Source organism: Microvirga medicaginis (assembly GCF_052658925.1).
This window is the reverse complement of record NZ_JBQWEL010000014.1, coordinates 48,255-69,495: the sequence shown is the minus strand read 5'-3', so window position 1 is coordinate 69,495 and position 21,241 is coordinate 48,255. Positions and strand designations below refer to the sequence as shown.

The window sequence follows — 21,241 nt, the reverse complement described above, 5'->3', positions numbered from 1 at the left end:
TATCATGGCTGTTGGAACCCAATATCTCGCTGAGCAGCCCAAGCTGCGCACCACCTCGCTCGTGGTGGGCGCCATTGCCCTGGCTGCCCTGCTCGCAGCCCCCTTCTTTCTCTACCCCGTCTTCCTGATGAGCATTCTGTGCTTCGCGCTCTTTGCCTGCGCGTTCAACCTGCTCATCGGCTATGTGGGCCTCCTCTCCTTCGGGCATGCGGCCTTCTTCGGCGGAGCGGCCTACTTCACGGCCCATGCGGTCAAGGTGTGGGGATGGGAGCCTCTCTCCGGCATTCTGCTTGGCGTGGCCGGTGCCGCCGGCTTGGGCCTCATCATCGGCTTTCTCGCAATCCGCCGTCAGGGCATCTACTTCGCCATGATCACCCTGGCGCTCTCGCAAATGTTCGCTTTCATCTGCCTTCAGGTGCCTTTCACCCATGGCGAGGATGGCATTCAGGGCGTGCCGCGCGGAAATCTGCTGGGCCTCATCGATCTCAACCAGCCGCTCGCGATGTACTATGTAACCCTCGCGATCTTCCTGTTCGGTGTCTTCGCCATCTGGCGCATTGTGAACTCGCCTTTCGGCAACATTCTCAAGGCGATCCGTGAGAACGAAAGGCGCGCCGTCTCGCTCGGCTATCGGGTCGATCGCTACAAGCTCGGTGCCTTCGTGATGTCAGCCGCGCTCGCGGGCCTCGCCGGAGGCACCAAGGCCATCGTCTTCCAGTTCGCCACACTCACCGACGTGCAATGGCAGATGTCGGGCGAGGTCATTCTCATGACCCTTCTTGGCGGCATCGGCACCATGATTGGTCCTATCGTCGGAGCGGGCCTGGTCATTGCCTTGCAGAATTATTTCGCTGCCTATGATTTTCCCGTCACGGTTCTGATCGGAATCATTTTCGTGATCTGCGTGCTGCTGTTCCGCCGGGGTATCGTGGGCGAGATTTTGGAACTCATGAAGCGCAAGCCCAAGGGCGCTGTTTAAGAAAAGTGCCCGGGATGATCGGTTGAGGCGTGCCATGTCAGAGAACACCACGTTTGATTACGTCATCGTCGGAGGAGGTTCGGCGGGCTGCGTTCTGGCGAACCGCCTCTCGAAGGATCCTCGCAACTCCGTCTGCCTGCTGGAAGCCGGCGGAAAGGACAACTGGATCTGGTACCACATTCCGGTGGGCTACCTGTTTGCCATCGGCAATCCGCGCTCCGACTGGATGTTCAAGACGGAGAGAGAGCCGGGCCTCAATGGACGCGTGCTGAACTATCCACGCGGCAAGGTGCTCGGCGGCTGCTCGGCCATCAACGCCATGGTCTACATGCGCGGACAGCGCGAGGATTACGACAATTGGCGGCAGATGGGCCTGAAGGGCTGGGGCTGGGATGACGTGAAGCCGATCTTCCGCCAGCACCTGGACCATTACCTCGGCGCAGGAGAGCATCACGGTGCGGGTGGAGAATGGCGTGTCGAAGCCCCTCGCATGCGCTGGGACATCCTTGATACCTTCATCGAAGCCGCGGTTCAGGCCGGCATTCCCCGCACAACTGACTTCAACACGGGGAGCAACGAGGGCATCTCGTATTTCCACGTCAACCAGAAGAACGGACGGCGCTGGTCGGCCGCACGTGGCTTCCTGAAACCTGCCCTGTCTCGCCCCAACCTCAAACTGGAAATCAATGCGCATGCCACGCGCATTCTCTTTGAAGGCAATCGGGCTGTGGGTGTCGAGGTCCTGCAGAACGGCGCTCTCCGCCGCATTCACGCCCGCAACGAGGTCGTTCTCTCGGCTGGAGCCGTCGCATCGCCTCAGCTTTTGCAACTATCCGGCATCGGCAACGGCAACCTCTTGCAGCAGCATGGCATTCCGGTAATTCAGCACCTGCCGGGCGTCGGTGAGAATCTGCAGGATCATCTGCAGCTACGTCCGATCTACAAGGTTCACGGGGTCCGCACTCTCAACGAGGATTACCGCTCGCTCGTGAAAAAGGGATTTATGGCGCTTGAATATGCCCTGTTCCGGCGCGGTCCGCTGACAATGGCGCCATCCCAGCTGGGTGCGTTCACCCGCTCCTCGCTCGATTACGCCACGCCGAATCTGCAGTTTCATATTCAACCCCTGTCGCTCGACAAGTTCGGGGACGATCCGCACCCCTTCCCTGCCTTCACAGCGAGCGTCTGCAACCTCCGGCCCACGAGTCGTGGCAGCATCAGGATTCGCAGCGAGAACGCCTCCGATCCACCGTCGATCCGACCGAATTATCTGTCGACGCCGGAGGATCAGCAGGTTGCCGTGGATTCCTTGCGCCTGGTCCGCCGCATCGTCTCCATGCCGGCGCTTCAGAAATACCGGCCCGAGGAATACAAGCCCGGCGCTCATCTCAACACCTATGAAGAGCTTCTCAATGGCGCTCGCGATATCGGCACCACCATCTTCCATCCCGTCGGAACGGCAAAGATGGGCATTGAGACCGACCCGATGGCCGTAACAGACGAGCGGTTGAGAGTTCGGGGTGTTGAGGGACTTCGCGTGATCGATGCCTCAGTGATGCCGACGATCACGAGCGGAAACACCAACTCGCCAACGCTGATGATCGCCGATAAAGGCGCCGCCATGATCCTGGAGGATCATTCTCACACGGTGGAAGTCCTCAGGCAGTCAGCCTGAGGCGAAACTTTATGAATATCAAGCCGAAGCGTGCTCATCTGCAGGCAGATGGCTTGCGGCCCAGATGGCAGCCTGTGTCCTGTTCTTCGCGTGAATTTTGCGCAGGATGGCCTTCACGTGAACTTTCACGGTTGCTTCCGTGATATCAAACTTGCGCGCGATGAGCTTGTTCGAGTCTCCATCCATGAGGCAACGCAGGATGACGGTCTCACGAACAGATAGACCTTTAGCCTGGAAGGTTCCGTCAGGGACCTTTTCGGAACTCTGCGCTGCCACCTCGCCATCCGTGCGAAGCACATGCTCGCGCAGCAATTCGAGAACGACGGAGGGGAAGACGACCTCTCCGAGCATGACGAGATCGAGTGTCTTGACCAAAACTTCGCAGGAAACCGACTTGATCAGATAAGCATCCACGCCGGCTTGGAATGCGGAGATGATCTGTTTGAGATCATACTGATCGACCAGCATGAGCACACGGGCAGAGGCATACTGCTCCTTGAGCTGCCGAACCTGGCTGCAGGACTCGTCAGGATCGCGCGCGCCATCCATGACCAGAAGGAACGGACTGACGCCTGCCTCCCAGCCTGCTAGGGCTTCATCGAAGCTGGAAGCCAAGGCGACGGGGCTATAGGCGGTCTCGGCCAAGATCCGTTTCAAGCCTTCACGCAGGAGAGTATTGGGCTCGACGAGAAGCGTAGGCGTTGTCTGGGAATTCATGTAGGAGACCGGGGAAGAATCTGACGCTCGCGCCAGCTCCAGATATCTGGAATGCCCAACATCCCTTGTGAGCGGCACACTTGAAAGGGAGGAGCCATCAAGATCGTAGGTTTTCCTCATGGGAGAGCCTTTCTGGTCCCGCGTCCAACAACGAGAGAAATAGGAACATTCCTTTAGGTAAATTAGCTTATTCATCCCGCAACAACAATGGCCTTCTATTCACATCTCTTAAATCTTTATTAAAAAGATTAAAAAAAGACATCATTCATGAGATGTTATTACAGGGTCGCTCTTGTTTTTCACAATGTTATTACGATATAGGGCCTGCTGAATATCTGCACCTTCAACTTCGCCATTATATCAATGCCCCCTCAATCGATTGTGGGTCAAGCTCACCCTTATTTCTTTAACCTATGTCATATAGCTCCGATTTAAGCTAAAGAGCCCAATGGGACGTCAGGAAATTATGTCTTCCGACTACCCCCACCTGGAAACGTCCTCGACTGGGGCTATAATAACATAGCGCTCAACAAGAGCCGGTCTGCAAATTACGATGAGATGTTACTTTAATCTGATTAGCGACGAAGAGACGATGCTCGATGATGAGGGCGTCGAGGTGAGAGACTTGGACCAAGCCTGGGCTCAAGCTCTCAAAGCCATTGCTGAACTCCGCCAAGAGGCGGAAGGCGACCTCATCGAGTGGGATCGCTGGCGATTGGAGGCGACGGACTCGACGGGAAAGGTCCTGTTCTCAATGAAGCTCACATATGGCCTGCACTGAGAGCAGCACGTATTCGCATAACTTTGCAGACTAGAAAACTTTCAACAGCGACGAATTTTGATGTGCGATGCGATCGCCGGTCTGGAGCCAGGAGGCGTCTTGGCTTGAGCCGGACAAATGATTGACAGCCCACATAGCAGCCTGAGTGCGGTTCGCCACGCGTATCTTCCGCAAGATAGCCTTGATATGCACCTTTACGGTCGCCTCAGCCACATCAAGCTTACGGGCAATGACTTTATTCGGCGCACCTTCCATCAAGCATTGCAGAATCTCAGCCTCGCGGCTGGATAATGTACGAATGACGGAATCCTTGGCATCCATCAAGCGTTCTGCTTGAGGAACCGACATCGCGATCGATGAACTTTCTCTTTGATCGATAGTCACTTCGCTTGAGAGCATAATTGCATTCAGAAGCGCTGAAGAGGGGAACACCACTTCTCCCAGCATCACGAGATCCAGATACTTGATCAGCGCCTCACATCCCGTTGTTGCGAGGCAATAACCGTCAGCGCCTGCTTGGATGACAGCCTTCATTTCTTCGAGATCGAAGCCATCCGCTAGTACGACAGCATATGCGTGAGAATGCTGGCCTTTCAGCTCTCTGATCACATTGCCCATCCCGTTTGGATAGAGAGTGCTGTCGATGATGAAGAGCAGTGACGAATTGGTATACAGTTGAGGTAGTACCGTGCTTCTGCAGCTCAGATCCTCAGGATGTACCTTGTAGCGGGTACTCGATAGAATATGTTTGATTCCCTCGCGGAGCATGGAATTCTTGCAGCCCAAGATCGTCGTGATCTGCAGCATGTTTGTCATACGAGGAAACCTTTTTCGCAAAGATTACCTCCGATTATACGGTTGCACGGGAAATGAGCTACTGCAGCAAAGGGAGTATTGGATACTGCTTAGGGAGTATCAACAGCGGTCGCGGGTCGGAGCAGCGCTGGAGATGCACTGACATCATTTGTTTTTTAGTTACAGCTCAGCTTGTCTGCCGATGGAGCGACAAAGCGCCTCCTTTTTGTGCGGCGCAGTATGTGAATGGGCAATTTCGTATGAGCGGCATCAGGTGCCCTTCTTGAGGCAAAGACATCCAGCATAATGGTTCTCAGTTGTTCGATCTCGGCGAAAACCGTTGATCGAAGCCTCCGTTGAGCTGACGTGTGCACTTCGGATGAGTGCAGGCACGGAGATGCTCAACTGCCGCTCATCTGGAGATGCCCATGAAGAGAAAATGCACTGCCAATACCCTCCTATGCGCATTGCTCACGAGTTTCTCTCTCATTCTCTCGTCAGCACGAGCATTGTCTGAAACTTACTTTGTGTATCCGTCGAGCAGCTCTACAGCACGCGGTTCCACATCCAATCCCATCCAGAGCATTCAGAAGGCCCTGGAGCGCGCAATGCCAGGCGACACGATCGAGCTAGCACCGGGACGCTACTTTCAGGATTTCAGGACAGTGCGAAACGGGCGCCCCGGAAAACCGATCGTGATCAGAGGTGGACGCAACGCCGTCGTCTCCGGTGCCGGCGCAAGCAGGATCGTAGAAGTCAATCATGACTACATCGAGCTTCACGGCTTCACGATTGATGGCAGGCATGCTCCAGAAAATGGCAAGGATAGCTTTCGGGATAAGCTGATCTATGCTGTTGGGAACCGCCCTGGAGACGGCGTCACGGGCCTTCGCATCATCGGCATGAGCCTCAAGAACGCAGGCGGAGAATGTGTCAGACTACGCTATCAGGCACAGCGGAATGAGATAGCGAACTCATCGATTGAAAACTGTGGTGTCTATGACTTCGTCTACAAAGATGGAGGAAAGAACGGAGAAGGCGTCTATATCGGAACCGCTCCTGAGCAATTGGGGCGGTGGGGTGCGCCGGATGGTGAGATCGACCGCTCAAGTGAAAACTGGATTCATCACAACACGTTCAACACGCGTGGGAACGAGTGCGTCGATATCAAGGAAGGATCCTCCGGCAACATTGTCGAGCACAATCGTTGCACAGGGCAGAGAGACAAAAACTCAGCCGGTCTTGATGCCCGTGGGAGCGACAATGTCTTCCGCCACAACATTATCTATGGAAATCGCGGCGCCGGGATCCGGCTTGGTGGCGATGAGGACGATGACGGCACTGGCAACAGTGCCTATTCCAACACGCTACGCGACAATCAGGTTGGCAGCCTGAAAATTCAACGTGGCCCCCAGGGCAAGATCTGCGGGAACGTGGTCGGAGGGAAGCGAACGAGGGTCAAGGGCGAGTTCGGCGAGAAAGTCAACCCCCGCCGCCCCTGTTGAAAGACGCACGCTCCAATCACATGACCTTGTCGGCCGTTCGGAGCAGTCATCACTTTGCTTCCGCTGCAGCCTCTCCCGCTTTCAACGCCTCCGGCCCTGAAACCGAGCTGGTGGCGGGCGGCTCCATCATGGAACTCAGCGCAACGGCGGCCAGAGGGAATCCGCTTTCCTGAGCGCTGCTCATCAGAGCAATAGCCTTCTCCATGTCCATATCAACGCCAATGCCTGACTTGTACATGAGGCCGAGTCTGTATTCCGCTTCGGGAATGCCCGCATCGGCGGCCTGCTGGAGCAGACTGGCTGCCCGCTCAGGCGAAGCCTCGACGCCTGTTCCTTCGCTAAAGGCCTGCGCCAAGCCGATCAGCGCCTCACGATTGCCGGCCTCTGCCGCCTTCTCCAAGCCGGCGATGATGTTGGGCACGAGTTCACTGTTCGGGCGAAGAGCCAAAAGGCGTGAAAGACCCTGCCCTGCAGCTGCATTTTCCCGATCCAAAGCAGCAAGACTGTACCACTGCACGGCTTGACGCTGATCTTCCAGCTTGTCGCTGCCGGCGAGCATATTGGCAAGGTGCGTCGCGGCGGCACTGTCGCCACGCTCCGCAGCAACCCGGATCAGGTGGCTAGCCGCTTCGCGATCCTGAACACCGTTGGTTCCACGCTCCAGATCCATCGCAACCTTGTAGACGACGTTTGGGCTGATCTGTGCGGCCCTCTCGAAAAAGCGCAGAGCCGCAGGCATGTCCGCACGGCCTTCGGTGCCCGCAGCCAGTGCCCATCCAATATCCACGAGTGTCATGCGGCTGCGGCCGGGATTCACATCCTCAAGCCATTTCAAAGCAGCCTCCTCATTGCGCTCAACGCCACGGCCGGTGCCGTAGGCATAGGCCACATGAGCCATGGCCCGGCGATTACCGACCCGCGCAGCCCACAGATACCATTCTGCTGCCTTCTTCGTATTCACCGGCACACCATCGCCCCGATCATACATACCCGCGACAGCCAACACGGAGCTGGATGCGCCACGGAGTGCTTCATATCTCAGCTTGCTTTCGAGTTTGGAGCGTCCGTTGCCTGCGATGTCAACCTCATGGCGCGCTATGAGTTTCGCCAAAAGCCGCGTTGCAACACGATCGCCCCGTGATGATGCGATCTTTAATGCCTCAAGGCCCGTTGCGAAGGCTGGAGCATCGATTTCGACCGCCAATGCAGCCTGACCGAGTTTGAGAAGGCGCGCCGTGGACATGGCTTTCAACTGTGCCGCACTGGGACCTGCAGGGGCAGAGGCAGGTGCCTCGGACACCATCTGCTCCTGTCTTGCAGGTGCGGCAATCACAGTGCTTGTGATGAAGCAGCTCAGGAGCAAGATGTGACTTGTTCTGATCATTCGGCTTCTCCTTTGCATTTATCCTCGGCTACCAAAATCTCATTCCCGAAACGAAACTGTATCCGTCGTTCATTTTTGTGTGGCGCTCTCGGCTGTGGCGAGCCACTTTTGCGCGGCCTCGGCGTTCACTTCGGTTCCGAAACCGAGGGTCATGGCAAGGCTGACACCATACATGGCCTCTGAATCACCGGCATTGGCGGCGCGCAGCAACCAATCCGTGCTGGCATTGGCTGACAGCTCGACTCCATAACCGGATGCATAGGCGCGGGAGAGCTCCTTCATGGCAATAATGTCGCCTGCCTCGGCAGCCCTGCGCAGCCAGTTCGCTCCCTGCTCGGGATCCGCCTCGACTCCAAAGCCAAACTGGAGGCTGCGCCCGAACTCGCGCATGGCTGGCACGGAACCGGTCTCAGCCACTTCCTTCAGCGCTGCGATGGCGGGTGCTGCATTCGCTTCGGAACTGCCAGCCAGTCGCGCGAGATCGGTTGCAGCACCTTCGTCGCCGCCACGCAACGCCTTGGCGAACCATTCGATGGCAGCGCCGATATCACCCTCGCCGAAAACTCCGGAGGCATAGTTGCGTCCAAGGAAACGCATGGCCTCTACTTTTCCGGCTTCAGCAGAGCGCTTGAGATATTGCAAAGCAGCTTTCTTGTCAGTCTGACCGCTCGTGCCTTCGAGCATGACACGTCCGATTAGGAACAGCGTTGCAGGATCCGGTTCGTTGCGCTCAATGTCCTTGATAGCACGCTGGAGCCACACGCGGGCCCGTTCAGTGCCCTGAGCCCCATTCACCCGAGAGTGGATCTGCGCAAGCTCCACCATGTCACGTGCGGAACAGACAGGAAGCGACTCAGCCTTTGCAATCCATGCCGAAGCGTCGGACGGATCTTTGACGAGTGCGGCAAGAGCAATCGCTGCGCGAGAACTTCCGGCTTCTGCCGCAGCTCTTTTCCAATCCAGCGCTGTCTTTCCCGTGGAGCGAAGCTCATCGTCTGCCTGCTCCGCCAATACAAGCATCGCGGCGGCGCTGCCGGAGGATGCCGCCTTCTGAAGCAGCATCAAACCACGCGCACGTTCAGCCTTATCCGTGTGGCTGGGCGACAGCAGAAGACGTCCCAGCTCAAACGTTGCACTCGCATCACCACCCCGCACAATCTCTTCGAGGAGAGCGCGAGCGCCAGTTTCGTCACGAGGCGTAAACTCACCATCCAGGAGCTTGCGCGCAAGGAAGAGCTGAGCACGGGCCCGCTCCTCACCGGGAGCCAAGGCAGCAGTCAGCCATTTAATCGCCTGCTGCTCATTTTTATCGACACCCTGCCCTGTTCTGTAGGCAAAGGACAGGAGCACCATGCTCTCTCGATCTCCCTTTTCCGCGGAATGAATGAGAGCCTCCATATTCTGCCGCGTAACGGCGGAGTCAGCATTCGCCTGTGCCATGAGGGCCGCTATGCTGCGCGCGTGCCCTGCCGCTGCTGCACGCGTCAGCCAAGCGCGAGCCTGGTCAGCATCCGGAGCAACGATAGCGCTGCACTCGTAGAGATCGGAAAGAACCCCCATGGCTTCAGGGCTGCCGCGATCGACGGCCTCTTTAAGGAGACCTAGAACATCGGTCCCATTCGCGTCTTGAGGACGTGCGAGGAGGAGCTTTGCAAGCTCCGTCAGCCCCGAAGGCTCACCCTGATCTGCCGCCTGCCTATAGAGCGAAAGCGCAGTCTTGATGTCCGGTTTCCCTTGAATACCGACAACATGCAGGCGCGCGAGCGATACAAAAATGCTGGCACTGTGTCCCGGCAGTGCGATCGCGCGTGACAAAACCTCTGCAGCTTTTGGAAGGTCAGGGGGCGAGCCGAACCCGCCACGATAGTGCTTGGCCAAGATCTTGTAAGCATCGACGTCGGCATAAGTGCCGGCCTTCTCCAGCCAAGCGACGGCTTTAGGAACGTCCTTAGGAACAACATCTCCACGCAGAAGATGCTCGCCTAAAGACGTCATGGCTTGAGCGTAGCCTGCATCAGCAGCCCTGGTGAGATGCCTGATCACTACGTTTGGCGCAGCCTTGGCTCGTCCTTGTGCATAGATCTCGGCCAGCGCCATATCGCCCCGGTAATCCCCCTGTCGCGCAGCTGCTTCGAACCATTTCATGGCTTCAGGCAAACCGCCCGGAACGAGCGTTTCATCAGACAGGATCGTACCGATCTCGTAAAGCGAGCTGCACTTGCCGCGCCCCAAGTCGCCATACAGAATGAGAAGTCCGAGCTTGACCAGATCATCCGTGGCGGCTTGCGGAACGACACCGACGCGGCCGCTGCGCTGAAGCCGCGCTAGACCGATCACGCCATCGACGTTACCAGCGGCAGAAGCAGTGCGCAGAAGCCGCTCCGCCTCCTTGACGTCAGCACCCGCGATCAGCCCTTCTTCATGAAGACGTGCGAGTTGCACCGCTGCATCCATATGCAACATGGCGGCGGCAAACGCGAACAGTGATGCCGCCCGCTCCGAGTCCACAGGTCCTGCGGCAGGATCGAGCATCAACCTCCCTAATCGATAGAGAGCCCTTCCCTTTCCAGGCCAAGTCCGTCCGGACAACTCCTCAAGGAGTTTTCGCGCTATGGTCGGATCGCGCGGAACCTGTGCTGCGCCATCCGCGTACAGGAGGGCAGCGTTATACATTTCCTCAAGATCGCCTGTCCCTTGAGACCTGTCCCACTTCTTCCAGTCTCGCTTGAGCAAGAGCTTTGGAGGAGCCACGCAGATCTTGCTGAAATCCGTTGTTGGAGCCAGTGAGCGTGTTGTGGCCGTTTGTGCTTGAATAGTCGTTGGATATCCCATGAGACCCGCGAGGAATACAGCACCGACTACTCCTGCAGTCACCCTGCTTCGGATCGTGAGACAAAGATCGGTGAAGATGGCAAGCTCGCGCATCATCTGATCTCCCATCAGCCTGGGCCTGACGTTTCGTTCGTCTCGTTTATTCGTCGTCATCATTGTCCCCGGGTTCGGGCAGCTTCTTCCTGCGGATCGCCTTAATGGCCTGCCAATGGCCCGCCTGCGCCGCCTTGGCGAGCCACTCGTTTCCATCAATGCTGTTCTGGTCAGGCGATGGTGGATGATAACGCAGGGCTAGATGGTACATGGCGGCAGGATGACCATTCAGCGCAGCCTGAAGAAGCCACCGTTCAGCCTCCTGCGGCTTTGCATCCGGAGCCACTGCATTCATGCGATAGAGCTCGTACAGCGCATCCTGCGATCCCATGCGGGCCGCCCGTTCGAGCCAGGACTGGGCAAGGGCTGGATCTCTTTGCGTGCCGAAACCCTCCTTGAGGGCCCGCGCGACTTCGATCATTGCCTCGGGCGACCCGCTTTCTGCAGCGCGTAAGTATGAAGCGAAAGCACCTTCAGGGTCGATCGCGGCTCCCATGCCCGAAGCCTTCGCATCTCCGAGCTGGAGCCTGGCTATCATCAGACTGGCGTCTCCAGCCTGCGCAAGAAGACGCTCAGCCCTGGCACCATCATGGGGAACCCCGCCTCCATAGAGATAGGCCATGCCGAGGTGCATCTTCCCTTCAGGGTCGCCATTTTGTGCAGCCAGGGCGTAAAACTGGGTTCCTAGAGCCCTATCCCGGGTAACGCCCTCTCCTCGAACATAGGCATCGCCCAAGGCGAGCAGGACTTTCGTGTCCCCAGGCTCGTCGTTGTAGATTTCACGATAGAGAGCAACCGCCCGTGCCGGATTCTTCTCGATTCCATTTCCGTCACGATAGGCCTTCGCGAGCACGAAGCGCGCGCTGTCATTTCCAAGCTGAATGGCCCGCTGGAGCAATGCCTCGGCCCGGGTTGCATCAGGCTGAACGCCTGCGCCCTCCATCAGAGCTTGAGCAAGGCTCGTCATTGCCTCCGTATTGTTTTTGCGAACGAGAGACTCAAGAACAGCAACGCCGTTCCTCGCCGTGCCGGGATCCTTCATCTGCAGAAGCGCGATGCGGACCATCAATCCGTCATTGCCAGAAGCTCCCTTCTCCGCAACCGAAAGCCACCGGCGGGCCTGATTAAGCTGGTCGCCTCCTCCACTCAAGTACAGCTCGGCAAGTTGCAGAGCAGCCTCGATGTCCCCGGTCTCCGCAACTTTTCTCAACGTGGATTCTGCAAGAGCCCGTTCACCCCGTGCAAGGTATAGTTTCGCCAGGGCAATAGAAGCACGCGTGTCCCCGGCCCGCACGGCCTTTTCGAGAACCTCCCGTGCAAGATTGAAATGGCCTGGCCCACCGGCGCGAGAGTAGAGGGCGCTCAGCTCCACCATGGCGGAGCCGCTGCCTGCCGCGGCGGCACGGCTGAACCAAGTGGCGGCAAGTGCGTAATCCTGCGGGACCCCCTGACCCTCGCTATACATGCGGCCGAGGCGGATCATTGCAGTCGAGATGTTCGCGTCGGCAGCTTTCCGGTACCACTCCAACGCACGGGAAATTTCTACACCATCGGAACGCAAGGCGTAATAATCGCCGAGGCGGATCAACGCCATTGCAGCCCCACCTGCGGCAGCCTTCTCGTACCAGTGCACTGCCTCCGATGCGGAGGGGGCAACACCATTCCCGTTCAGAAGAGCGTCGCCAAGGCTGATCGCTGCTTTCCCATGCCCAAGCTCTGCTGCAGCTTGAAGCCGCGCGATAGCCGTCTTGCGCATCGGTTCAGTGGTGGCATCAGGATAAGAGAGGACCGTACGCGCATATTCATAAGACGCCGTGGCATTGTCTAAGATTGCTGCCTTATCGAAGAGCGCGATAGCCTGCGGCAGGTTGCGCTCAATGAGATCGCCATTGCGAAGCTGCCGGCCGAGAGCAACAAGGACGCTGGGATCGTCGTCAACATTCTGCATGGCTTCAATCAAAAGCAGTTTCGCCTTCTCACGCCCCTCGCCGCCCTGCTGGCTGTAAATTTCGGCCCCGAGCACCAGCGCACGTGCTTTCTTGGTGTCGAGAGCTCTGTTCAGCCAGAGCTCTGCCTCAGTCGCCGAGACTCCGAGCGCACCTCCCTTGTGTGGATCCTCCGCCAAAACGAGCGCTGCCTCTACCAATCCGCCATTGGCTGCCTTCTCGAAAGCAGACCGTGCCTCCTGGGGCTGATAGAGAGCAGTTTTAGGATCCAGCCTCATACGACCGAGGCGCAAGGATGCCTCCGGATCGCCGAGATCCGAGGCACGGCGATACCATTCGAGAGCGACACTTAAGCGCTCAGGCGCACTGTCACTGGTTGAGTGATAATGATCTGCGAGTGTCTTGGCGGCATCCGCAGATCCCTGCCTCGCATCCTGGAAGAGAAGTCTCAACCCTTGCGTGGCAAAGATATTTGCCTTTGTTGCATCGCTCTCGAGCCTTGCGAGGGCCAGACCTGCGGGACCATGCCCCAAACGCAGCGCAACCTGATACAAGCCCTTTGCAGCTGCAGCGTCCTGCGGGACACCGGTGCCAGCTTCCATCAGTCCCGCCAACAGATAAGCCGCCTCGCGGTTCTGCATGGCGGCCGCGCGGCGCAGGAGTTCAGCGGCACGTTTGCCCGAAGCTTGCTCCTTATCGTGATTGAGCAGCATCTTGGCCCGCCGAACAGCGGCTGAGGACCAATGAGGCCCCGGATTGGCAAGGGCACGCTCCAGAAGCCGCTCGGCTTCATCCGGTTGTGGTTTGCGTAAAGGGTTATCTTCGCTGATCGGCAGGCCACGTTGGAGGATCTGTGCCTGCTCGACAAAGGCTTCCTGATCCTGGCGTTCGCGCAGCTTTCCTATCTGCTCCATCGCTGACTGGAAGCTTCTTCGCATCTGCGCGTCGGGCGCAGTTTGGGACCATGCCGGCCCAAGGGCCACAAGAACCGTAGCCGAAAAAATGGTGCTGAGCCAGAAAGATTTCGTCATCCCCGCCCCCAGATGCAGGTCGCGTTGCCGCCGGCGAACTCATCGATGAGCGGCCGCTCGTTCTTGAGGCTTCGCATGAAAAGGGCTTTGAGCCTGCGCGTAGCAAGGCCTGCACGATCACGCGAGAGAACCGCCTCAGCCCATGCCATGTAGTGGCGGCCGTGGCCACGTTTGGTTAGGAAGCCGAGATCTGGCTTTCGGAAATCGGACTCGTCGCCCGGAATATAATTCTCCGAGGCATAGGCAAGAACCACATGTGGTTCGGTGATTCCGTTGAGCGTGTAGGAAAGGATGCGGTCAAAGGTGACGCCGCCCTCATTCAACCCGTAAAGATCCGCTCCTCTCGCAGCTGCAATTTCTGCCATGACCGTCATGCTGGAGAGGGATTGACGCATATACCACAGGGCCCGAGCACCCCTTCGGGTTTCGAGAGGAAGACTCCCATCAGCCCGCGCCTCCGAGAGAATGGTGCGGTAGCGACCAATGGCTTTGGCATAGAGTTGTTCATCGCCTGCCACCACCCCCCAGGCCATCAACACGCTGTCAGTCAGGTAACGATGATTGTTGTGATCAACGGATCCGTCAAAATTGGAATCGATCTTGCGGACAAGAGGATAGATCCAGCCGGCAATAACTCGCCGCTGCTCGTCGTCCAGGCCGCGCTGGACGACCGAGTAGCCAACCACGGTCGGCAGGAGCACACGCTTCAGAGCATAGTAGGCATCATTTTCTACTTCCGTTTGTGCTAAGGCATTGGCCTTGGACCAGGCGAGAAGAAGGTCGCGCAAAGCGGTCTCGGAGGCCACGTCGCCTGCGAGCGCGCGACCTGTCAGCACCATTACGGCCCAGGCGTAATCATTAGCCGCGCCATCTGTCCCATAACCCTCAGTCGCTTTAAGACCCGTGATCGGCTTGAGCGCATTCCACGATGCATCGCGTGGTATGGCAAGGCAGGCTGCCCGGATGCCGGCAAAGACAGGTTGGGAAAGAGCGACGCGACGCTGCTCCACGTCAAAGACACCGACCGGCTTCACTTGGGCATATGAGGGTCCCGCGGCCAGAAGGTTCAAGATCAGAAAGGCCAAAATGCGCTTCATGCCGGTCCCTAAGTGCCTTGAGATGTGTTGGAGAAAGCCTGCTGCTGCACAGAGCCGTCCGTCGTTGTGCAATCCACTTTGCCCTGCGGGTCGAAGATGTGAAGGTCGGCTCCGCCCTCAAAGTATCCCTTCTCGCGCAACTGGCAGACAACGGCTGGCCGCATCGGACGGCAGGTGCTTGCAATCAAAGCGCTGGTTTTGAAAGCAGTTTGTAGCACCTGTCCTTCCAGTCCACGCAAGTCGCCACCGAAAAGGCGGCGGGATTGCTTCACGAACCTGTTCGAGAACATAGCGACGCCGGAAGCACCCTGGGCATTGATGCCGACACCATTGGACGAAAATCGGTTACGCCGTAGGGAGATACTCGTTACAGCATCATAGGGATCAAGTCTGAAGTCCCGCGTTTCGCCACTCTTCGTTTCGAGGAGATTCGCCACATAGGCGTTGACCCCTGCGCCTCCATTTGCCTCGATCCGGTTGTCATAGGCGCCAATGTCGAAACTGTTGCGAACCTTCAAGCCGTCGCGCTTGTTGGCGAGAAGGTGATTGTTGGTCATCAGATTGCAGGAACTTTCGAAAAGCGTGATGCCGTCCTGAGCATTACCGAAGGAAGTGTTGGCGTGAACGAAGTTATTGGAACTATCTCGATCGAGCATGATGCCCGACCCGACATTGTCGAAAGTCAGGTTTCCGATAATCTGGCTCTCATCTACCTCACGCGAGATAATGATGCCGTGCTTGACCTTTGTCCCATAGGTCGTATTGAAGGCAATCGTCAGCCTGCGTGTGCGGTCGTGAGGATCGAGTCCGTAGATAACGTTATCGACATACTCGTTGCCGATGATGTGAATGTTCTCCGCTTCATATGAGTAGAAACCGAAATGCGAGTTTCGGAAGACGTTGTCGACCACATATCCGGTCGCATGTGCCTGGTCGCGCAATTCAGCAACGCGGATCGGGCCCGATGAATAGGAAAGCCCGAAGGACTTGGAGTTCTCGTATCCCAACGCGGTCAAGGCTGATCCCGCCACGTTCATGCGTCCGTCACCCCAACTCAGGAGGAAGGGGCGAAACTCATGAATCTTGCTTTTGTCGGACCAGGCGGGCTGGCCTACCTTTTCATCGTATCCGACAATATTCGCATCCACGACGTGAAGCTCACCGGCACTGGCAATGAACGCTCCCGCATTTGCACTGAAGCGATAGGTGGGCATATCCAGGCGCGACAGAATGAGGCGAGCTCCTGGAGCGACGAAGACCGGCACGCGAAGAGTGAGGACATCGCCGTCGATGGTGATCAGATCCTGATCCTGCGTCCCTTGCAGCTGGCGGGCGATCATTCCCAAAGTTGCAATACCGGATTGAACGACAATGATGCGCGGCGTTGGAGTTCCCTGATAGCGGATCGCTTGTTCAAGGCGGGTATTCCCGCTTGGGCCTTCATCCAGAAATTTGGAGAGATAAAGATTATAGTTCGCAAATGTTACGCCAGCGACTGAGCCTGAAGGCCACGGGACGATAGCCCGAATGTCAGCCGCTGTAGCAAAACTCTGAGGCAACGGAAAATGATTGGAGGTGGGTGTTTCATTCTCGACTTGCGCAAAAACAAGACCTCGACGTGTCCGCCTTTCATGCCCGATCTCATTTTCTGCGGAGGAATCCGGCGGCAGATTCTCCACGGAATCGGCAGCCTCTTCCTTTTCCTCCTTGGCAGGACCAGAGAGAAGGACCGTCTGCGCCTCGGCAAGACGGCGGAAGGCAGTTCCACGCGCCCTATCGTCCTCAATGGAGCGGATGAGTTCAGATCCAAGAATAATGCCGCCTGGGAGACCAACCAGGTCCAACGCGATCTCCTGCTTATCCTGGTCGCTCATCCTTCGGCTGAAACTGCGTCTGAGAACAGCATCAGGGAGGTTGCTGCGCTTCTTTTGCTCGACAGCTTGCTTGGCATCCGCTTTGGCGATTGCTTCGTCGGCGCGTGCGCGGAACTTATCGTCTATAATACGCTGCTTCAGTTCACCCGCGCGGTCTTTGCTCCCGAGGTCAGCAAGAGACTTTACGATTATATAAAATGCCTTGTCCCGATCGAGCTTCTCTTGAGCCTCAGCAATCCGAATGGCCTCGCTGAGGGCCTCATCGCCAGTCTTCGCTTCCTTTCTCCTGCTCGCCTGACGCGCAATCTCAACCCAGGATTCGACTTGGTACTCCTTGTCCTCAATCCGTCGGATGAGATTAGCTGCCTCGGTGAACTTACCTGATTGAGAGTGCGTCTTTGCAATAGCTGAGAGAACCCGCCCGCTGTCCTCCGGATCAGTGAGTTCTCCAATGATCTGCAAAGCTCCAGCAACATCGCCTGCCTGAGCTTTCGCCCGACCAATCCCGCTCAGAGCATGGGAGCGATCTTCCCTTTGCTCGATCTGGGGCAGCAAGCGTTCAGCCTCCGCAAGACGGTTGTTTTCGGCGAGGCGTTTGGCCAGATCTCCCAAGGCTGAGGAAGTTTCCGAGCTAGGATCCAAACGCTTTGCGTAGTCCAATGCATCGTCAAATCGATCTGCACGCGTCAAGGCTCGGACTGCTTCGGGCCAAATCACGGCCTGTGCGGCCTGATCCGACCGTTCGGCGCCCTGTAGCGCTTGAGAGAACAATTGTTCCGCCATGCCGCCATAGCCAGTTCGCCCCAACTCACTCGCAACGGCTAGCTGCGCCGTGACCTTCGCTGCACTGTCCTGGATCATCTCAAGGAGACTGGCTGCCTGCAAGGGAACGCCCTTGGTGACCAGCTCCTTCACGATCGAGGCGAATGCCTTTTGCTGATCACTGGGATTGAAGAAGCCTTGAGCAGCCGCGACAGCTGCTTTGAAATCCTGGCGCTCGAGTGCAGCAGTCAGGAGATCGGATAGAAGATCCTCTTGTCTTTCACTGCCAGGGAGAGCCAGGGCAAGTTGCAGACTTCCCTCGATATCTCCTGCATCGAGACGTTGGCGGACCTCAGCCTCCAGTTGATCTTTCGAGGCCTTCTGCCATGGAGTTCCTTTTAGCTTCGCAAGGGCAAGATCCTGCCGGGCATAAGCCCGATCCCGAGGGCGCGGGATAAGAGCGATGGCGCGCTCCGCAAGCGAAAATCCCGTCGGACCAAGATTGGCAGCAAGATGGGAAACCGCGTTATAAGCTCCCGACTGTTCTCCCGCCCCAGGGATCGCTTTTGCTGTATCGAGCGCAAGAGTGGCAAAGCGCAATGCACGATCCTGCACGCCAATCTTGCTGTAAGCCTGCCCGATCTCAATGAAGGCTGCAGCCCTGTACTCAGGTGCCCGCTGTGCGCTGGCAAGCTGATGGAGTGTCACACCGAGTTCGATCCGGTCGGCGCTCGACTGGTTGGTCGTGAGGTCCGCCAGGGACGCCTGCAGCAGGAGTGCACCCAACATATCGTGATTTAGCCCATCACCAGCAAGCCGAACGAGCTCTGCCCGCGCGCTATCCCGCAAGTCGATAGAACCGGAATTCTCCGACCCCGCGAATTTCTCAAGAAGTTCAATGCGAGCTAAAGCCACCTGATAGGAGACCGCCTTCTGCTTCGGCCCTGCTCCCTGTTCTGCCGAGAGAAAGGCTTGGCGGGCTTCTTCAGCGAGACGGGAAACCTCGTTGACCTCCTGAGCCCAGATGCCTGAGCTCAGGACCAACGACATGAGGGCGACAGATACTGACAGGCGGCGATCAGCTCGCAATAATGCGATCATATTGATCCTCCAGGCGCACGATATCGTCCTCGCCGAGATACGTTCCGCATTGTACTTCGATCAGATGCAGCTCATCGTCGCCGATATTCTCCAACCTGTGAATGTCTCCCTTCGGAATGTAAACGGACTCGTTCGTCGTCATTACGAAAACCCTATCGCCGACCGTGACGCGTGCCGTTCCGGAAACGACCGTCCAATGCTCTGAGCGATGGTGGTGATACTGAAGCGACAACCGCCCTGCGATATCGACAATGATGTGCTTGACTTGAAATCCTTCCCCGACACGAAGAGACTCGTATGATCCCCAGGGTCTGCGGACCTTGCGATGAAGATTGGCCTCAGGCCGTCGCGCCGCTGCCAGTTCGCTTGCCAAGCGCCCCACATTCTGGGCTTGATCGAGAGATCCGACGAGAACTGCGTCCGCAGTGTCGACGACGACGATCTTCTCAACGCCCATGACGGCAATGAGTCGTGAATTGCCATGCACATAACTATTGCGGACGTCGTGGAGAATGGTATCGCCTCGAGCGACGTTCCCATTACCGTCCTTTGAGCCGACGTCCCAAAGAGCTGACCAGGAGCCGAGATCACGCCAGTCCGGCGATACGGGAACGCAGACAAGACGTTCGCTCTTTTCCATCACAGCATAGTCGATGGAAATCGCAGGAGCTGTCTCAAAATCAGCAGAAAGACGGATGGTATCATTGCTGCGGTGGGCCATCGTGACAGCCCGCTGAGCGCAGTTGATCACATCTGGAGCATATTCCTGCAACTCCTCTATGATGGTGCGCGCCGTGAACATGAAGATACCGCTATTCCAAAGGTGGCGACCTCCCAAAAACAGCGCGTCAGCAATGGTCCGCTTCGGCTTCTCGACAAATCCAGCAACCCTGAAGCTCACGGCATCGAAAAAATCGCCGACTTCAATGTATCCAAATCCTGTCTCGGCATGCGTCGGCCGGATCCCAAAGAGAACGATTTGCCCCTGACGAGCAGCTTGAGCCGCCTGAGCGACGGCGTCTGAGAAGACTTCCGCCTGCTCGATCAGGTGATCACTGGGAGCAACCAGCATCAGGCGGTCAGGATCCTCTTCCGCGATCAAGGCAGCGGCCGCAGCAATTGCCGGCGCCGTGCTCCGGACCGACGGCTCTACGAGCAGACGGCCGGGACCAGATCTCAGCTCGCCGATCTCGCGTAATGCAAGATCACGGTGATTGTTGTTCACGATGATGAGTGGCTCGGCATATAGCTCCGTGCTGAAGCGCTGAACTGTTTGTTGGAAGAGGCTTCTTTCGCCCGAGAACACGTGAAACTGTTTGGGCTCGCTGGCGCGGGAAACCGGCCAGAGGCGAGTTCCGGAACCTCCACACATCAGAACCGGAATGATGTTATCCATGATCAATCTCCAGAATATCCCTTGTGCTGTGCAGGCACTATCGCAGTATGAGCTGCGCTTTCATTTGAGAGTGGCGATGCGTTTGTCACCGGGAGCATCGGGAGCTTCAGCTGCTCGCTGTTCTTCAACATGCTTGTCACCCGAACGGAAGAATGAGGCGAATTTTGCTCCGGCCCAGATCACGTTGGCATTCACCTTGCTGGCTGTCGTGCTGAGCGTTGACCCTGAGAATGTATCGAAGATAACGGAGACGGGCTGACCAATTGCCGTATTCTCTAACTCCCGCCCTGGAGACAACTTCACGAGGAAGCGGCCTGTGCTCGCGTCAGTATCGGAGTAGGTTGGCAGAGGCTCAATTTCCACGTCGCGTACGAGGATCCCATCTGCGTACTCAATAATCGCTCGAGCGCCACGGTAGAAGCGCAGAACATCGCTCTGGGGAATGCTCGCCGTGATGTAGGGAGTGCTTGTCTTCTCGCGAAGGACTAGGATTGGCGCCCCCTCGCGGACAAAACTCGACGGGCGATTGTATCGAGCTTGGATGACGCAGTCACAGGGGCTGTCAATGACGATGCTGCTGCTTCCCTGTGGACCCTGGATCGTTAGGAGCGGCTCGCCTGACTGCACCTCATTGCCGGCTGCAATGAAGGTTAATTGGCCGCTCGAGGGAGCCGGAACCGTGACAAGATCCGCCGTAATCAAAGCCGACTGTGCCGGGATCATATACATCTTCTGGAACACACCTGTGCCGATGAATCCGAGAAGAAAAAGCGTGATGCCCGCAATGATTCCATACCCTGCAATGCTGCGTCCATGGTACGCGAGATTCGCAACCAAGCCCTGGGGTTTTGGACGTTGGGGCACCTCCCGTGTTTTTCCCTCATTGCGCCGTGAAACGACATCAAGCACGTCGCCGGCCTCTACGACTTCTCCTGAGAGATACGCATCGAGAATGAAGCGGAGAAGATTGTGCTGACGCGGAGAAACATCCACGAACCGCAGACCAGCCCGGCCCAGATCCTGGTTCACGTAGCGAACCTCTGCCCTGACTGGTAGAGTCAGCTCGTAACCGTTGAATGGGAAAACCAGTACGAGGTCGACAATGTCACCAGAGCGGGCGTCAACTACGCCGGTTCTGATGCCAATGCCGCCGACTGAGAGATCGATAACGGAGACGGACATTCCATTATGAAGGCATCTCATGGGGAGGCGATAACGCGGATGCTGGCGTTGGACCTCAGCTTCATGCGTAATCGTCGACATATTGGGTTTC

General features: G+C 57.3%; 13 protein-coding genes. 4 read left to right on the top strand and 9 right to left on the bottom strand.

Annotated features, from left to right (window positions below; translation table 11 throughout):
* Positions 1-4 precede the first annotated feature (4 nt).
* Both ACUXUR_RS17555 and ACUXUR_RS17550 read left to right on the top strand, forming a co-directional pair.
* Positions 5-979, top strand: a complete 975-nt coding sequence (locus ACUXUR_RS17555) for a branched-chain amino acid ABC transporter permease (RefSeq protein WP_445503642.1) — start codon at positions 5-7, stop codon at positions 977-979.
* A 34-nt stretch (positions 980-1,013) separates the two neighbouring features.
* Positions 1,014-2,654: a GMC family oxidoreductase gene (locus tag ACUXUR_RS17550; RefSeq protein ID WP_445503641.1), complete on the top strand. Its 1,641-nt coding sequence runs from the start codon at positions 1,014-1,016 to the stop codon at positions 2,652-2,654.
* An 18-nt stretch (positions 2,655-2,672) separates the two neighbouring features.
* Here ACUXUR_RS17550 and ACUXUR_RS17545 read toward each other — a convergent pair whose 3' ends face one another.
* Entirely contained in the window at positions 2,673-3,371 is a 699-nt protein-coding gene (locus ACUXUR_RS17545) for a LuxR C-terminal-related transcriptional regulator (RefSeq protein ID WP_445503640.1), read from the bottom strand.
* Positions 3,372-3,924: 553 nt separating this feature from the next.
* Between ACUXUR_RS17545 and ACUXUR_RS17540 the strand changes: the two genes are divergently transcribed.
* On the top strand, positions 3,925-4,152 hold the full coding sequence (locus ACUXUR_RS17540; protein ID WP_445503639.1) for a DUF6894 family protein: 228 nt from the start codon (positions 3,925-3,927) through the stop codon (positions 4,150-4,152).
* A 30-nt stretch (positions 4,153-4,182) separates the two neighbouring features.
* On the opposite strand, the gene ACUXUR_RS17535 is transcribed toward ACUXUR_RS17540, so the two are convergent.
* Positions 4,183-4,959, bottom strand: a complete 777-nt coding sequence (locus ACUXUR_RS17535; RefSeq protein WP_445503638.1) for a LuxR C-terminal-related transcriptional regulator — start codon at positions 4,957-4,959, stop codon at positions 4,183-4,185.
* A gap of 416 nt (positions 4,960-5,375) precedes the next feature.
* Here ACUXUR_RS17535 and ACUXUR_RS17530 point away from each other — a divergent pair, with 416 nt between their 5' ends.
* Positions 5,376-6,452, top strand: a complete 1,077-nt coding sequence (locus ACUXUR_RS17530) for a right-handed parallel beta-helix repeat-containing protein (protein ID WP_445503637.1) — start codon at positions 5,376-5,378, stop codon at positions 6,450-6,452.
* 49 nt (positions 6,453-6,501) lie between these two features.
* Here the strand turns inward: ACUXUR_RS17530 and ACUXUR_RS17525 are convergent, their stop codons facing one another.
* From ACUXUR_RS17525 to ACUXUR_RS17495, 7 genes are all read right to left on the bottom strand, one after another.
* On the bottom strand, positions 6,502-7,836 hold the full coding sequence (locus ACUXUR_RS17525) for a tetratricopeptide repeat protein (protein WP_445503636.1): 1,335 nt from the start codon (positions 7,834-7,836) through the stop codon (positions 6,502-6,504).
* Between the two features lie 69 nt (positions 7,837-7,905).
* Positions 7,906-10,368: a tetratricopeptide repeat protein gene (locus tag ACUXUR_RS17520; RefSeq protein WP_445503635.1), complete on the bottom strand. Its 2,463-nt coding sequence runs from the start codon at positions 10,366-10,368 to the stop codon at positions 7,906-7,908.
* A gap of 439 nt (positions 10,369-10,807) precedes the next feature.
* Positions 10,808-13,738, bottom strand: coding sequence for a hypothetical protein (locus ACUXUR_RS17515; RefSeq protein WP_445503634.1), 2,931 nt, complete (start codon positions 13,736-13,738; stop codon positions 10,808-10,810).
* On the bottom strand, positions 13,735-14,835 hold the full coding sequence (locus ACUXUR_RS17510; protein WP_445503633.1) for an alginate lyase family protein: 1,101 nt from the start codon (positions 14,833-14,835) through the stop codon (positions 13,735-13,737). Before ACUXUR_RS17510 ends, ACUXUR_RS17515 begins: the two co-directional genes overlap by 4 nt.
* Positions 14,836-14,843: 8 nt before the next feature.
* Entirely contained in the window at positions 14,844-18,386 is a 3,543-nt protein-coding gene (locus tag ACUXUR_RS17505) for a right-handed parallel beta-helix repeat-containing protein (RefSeq protein WP_445503632.1), read from the bottom strand.
* A gap of 163 nt (positions 18,387-18,549) precedes the next feature.
* Positions 18,550-19,968, bottom strand: coding sequence for a mannose-1-phosphate guanylyltransferase/mannose-6-phosphate isomerase (locus ACUXUR_RS17500; RefSeq protein WP_445503631.1), 1,419 nt, complete (start codon positions 19,966-19,968; stop codon positions 18,550-18,552).
* 60 nt (positions 19,969-20,028) lie between these two features.
* The gene (locus ACUXUR_RS17495) at positions 20,029-21,231 is read right to left on the bottom strand and encodes a PilZ domain-containing protein (protein WP_445503630.1); all 1,203 of its coding nucleotides are present in this window, start codon (positions 21,229-21,231) and stop codon (positions 20,029-20,031) included.
* Positions 21,232-21,241 lie beyond the last annotated feature (10 nt).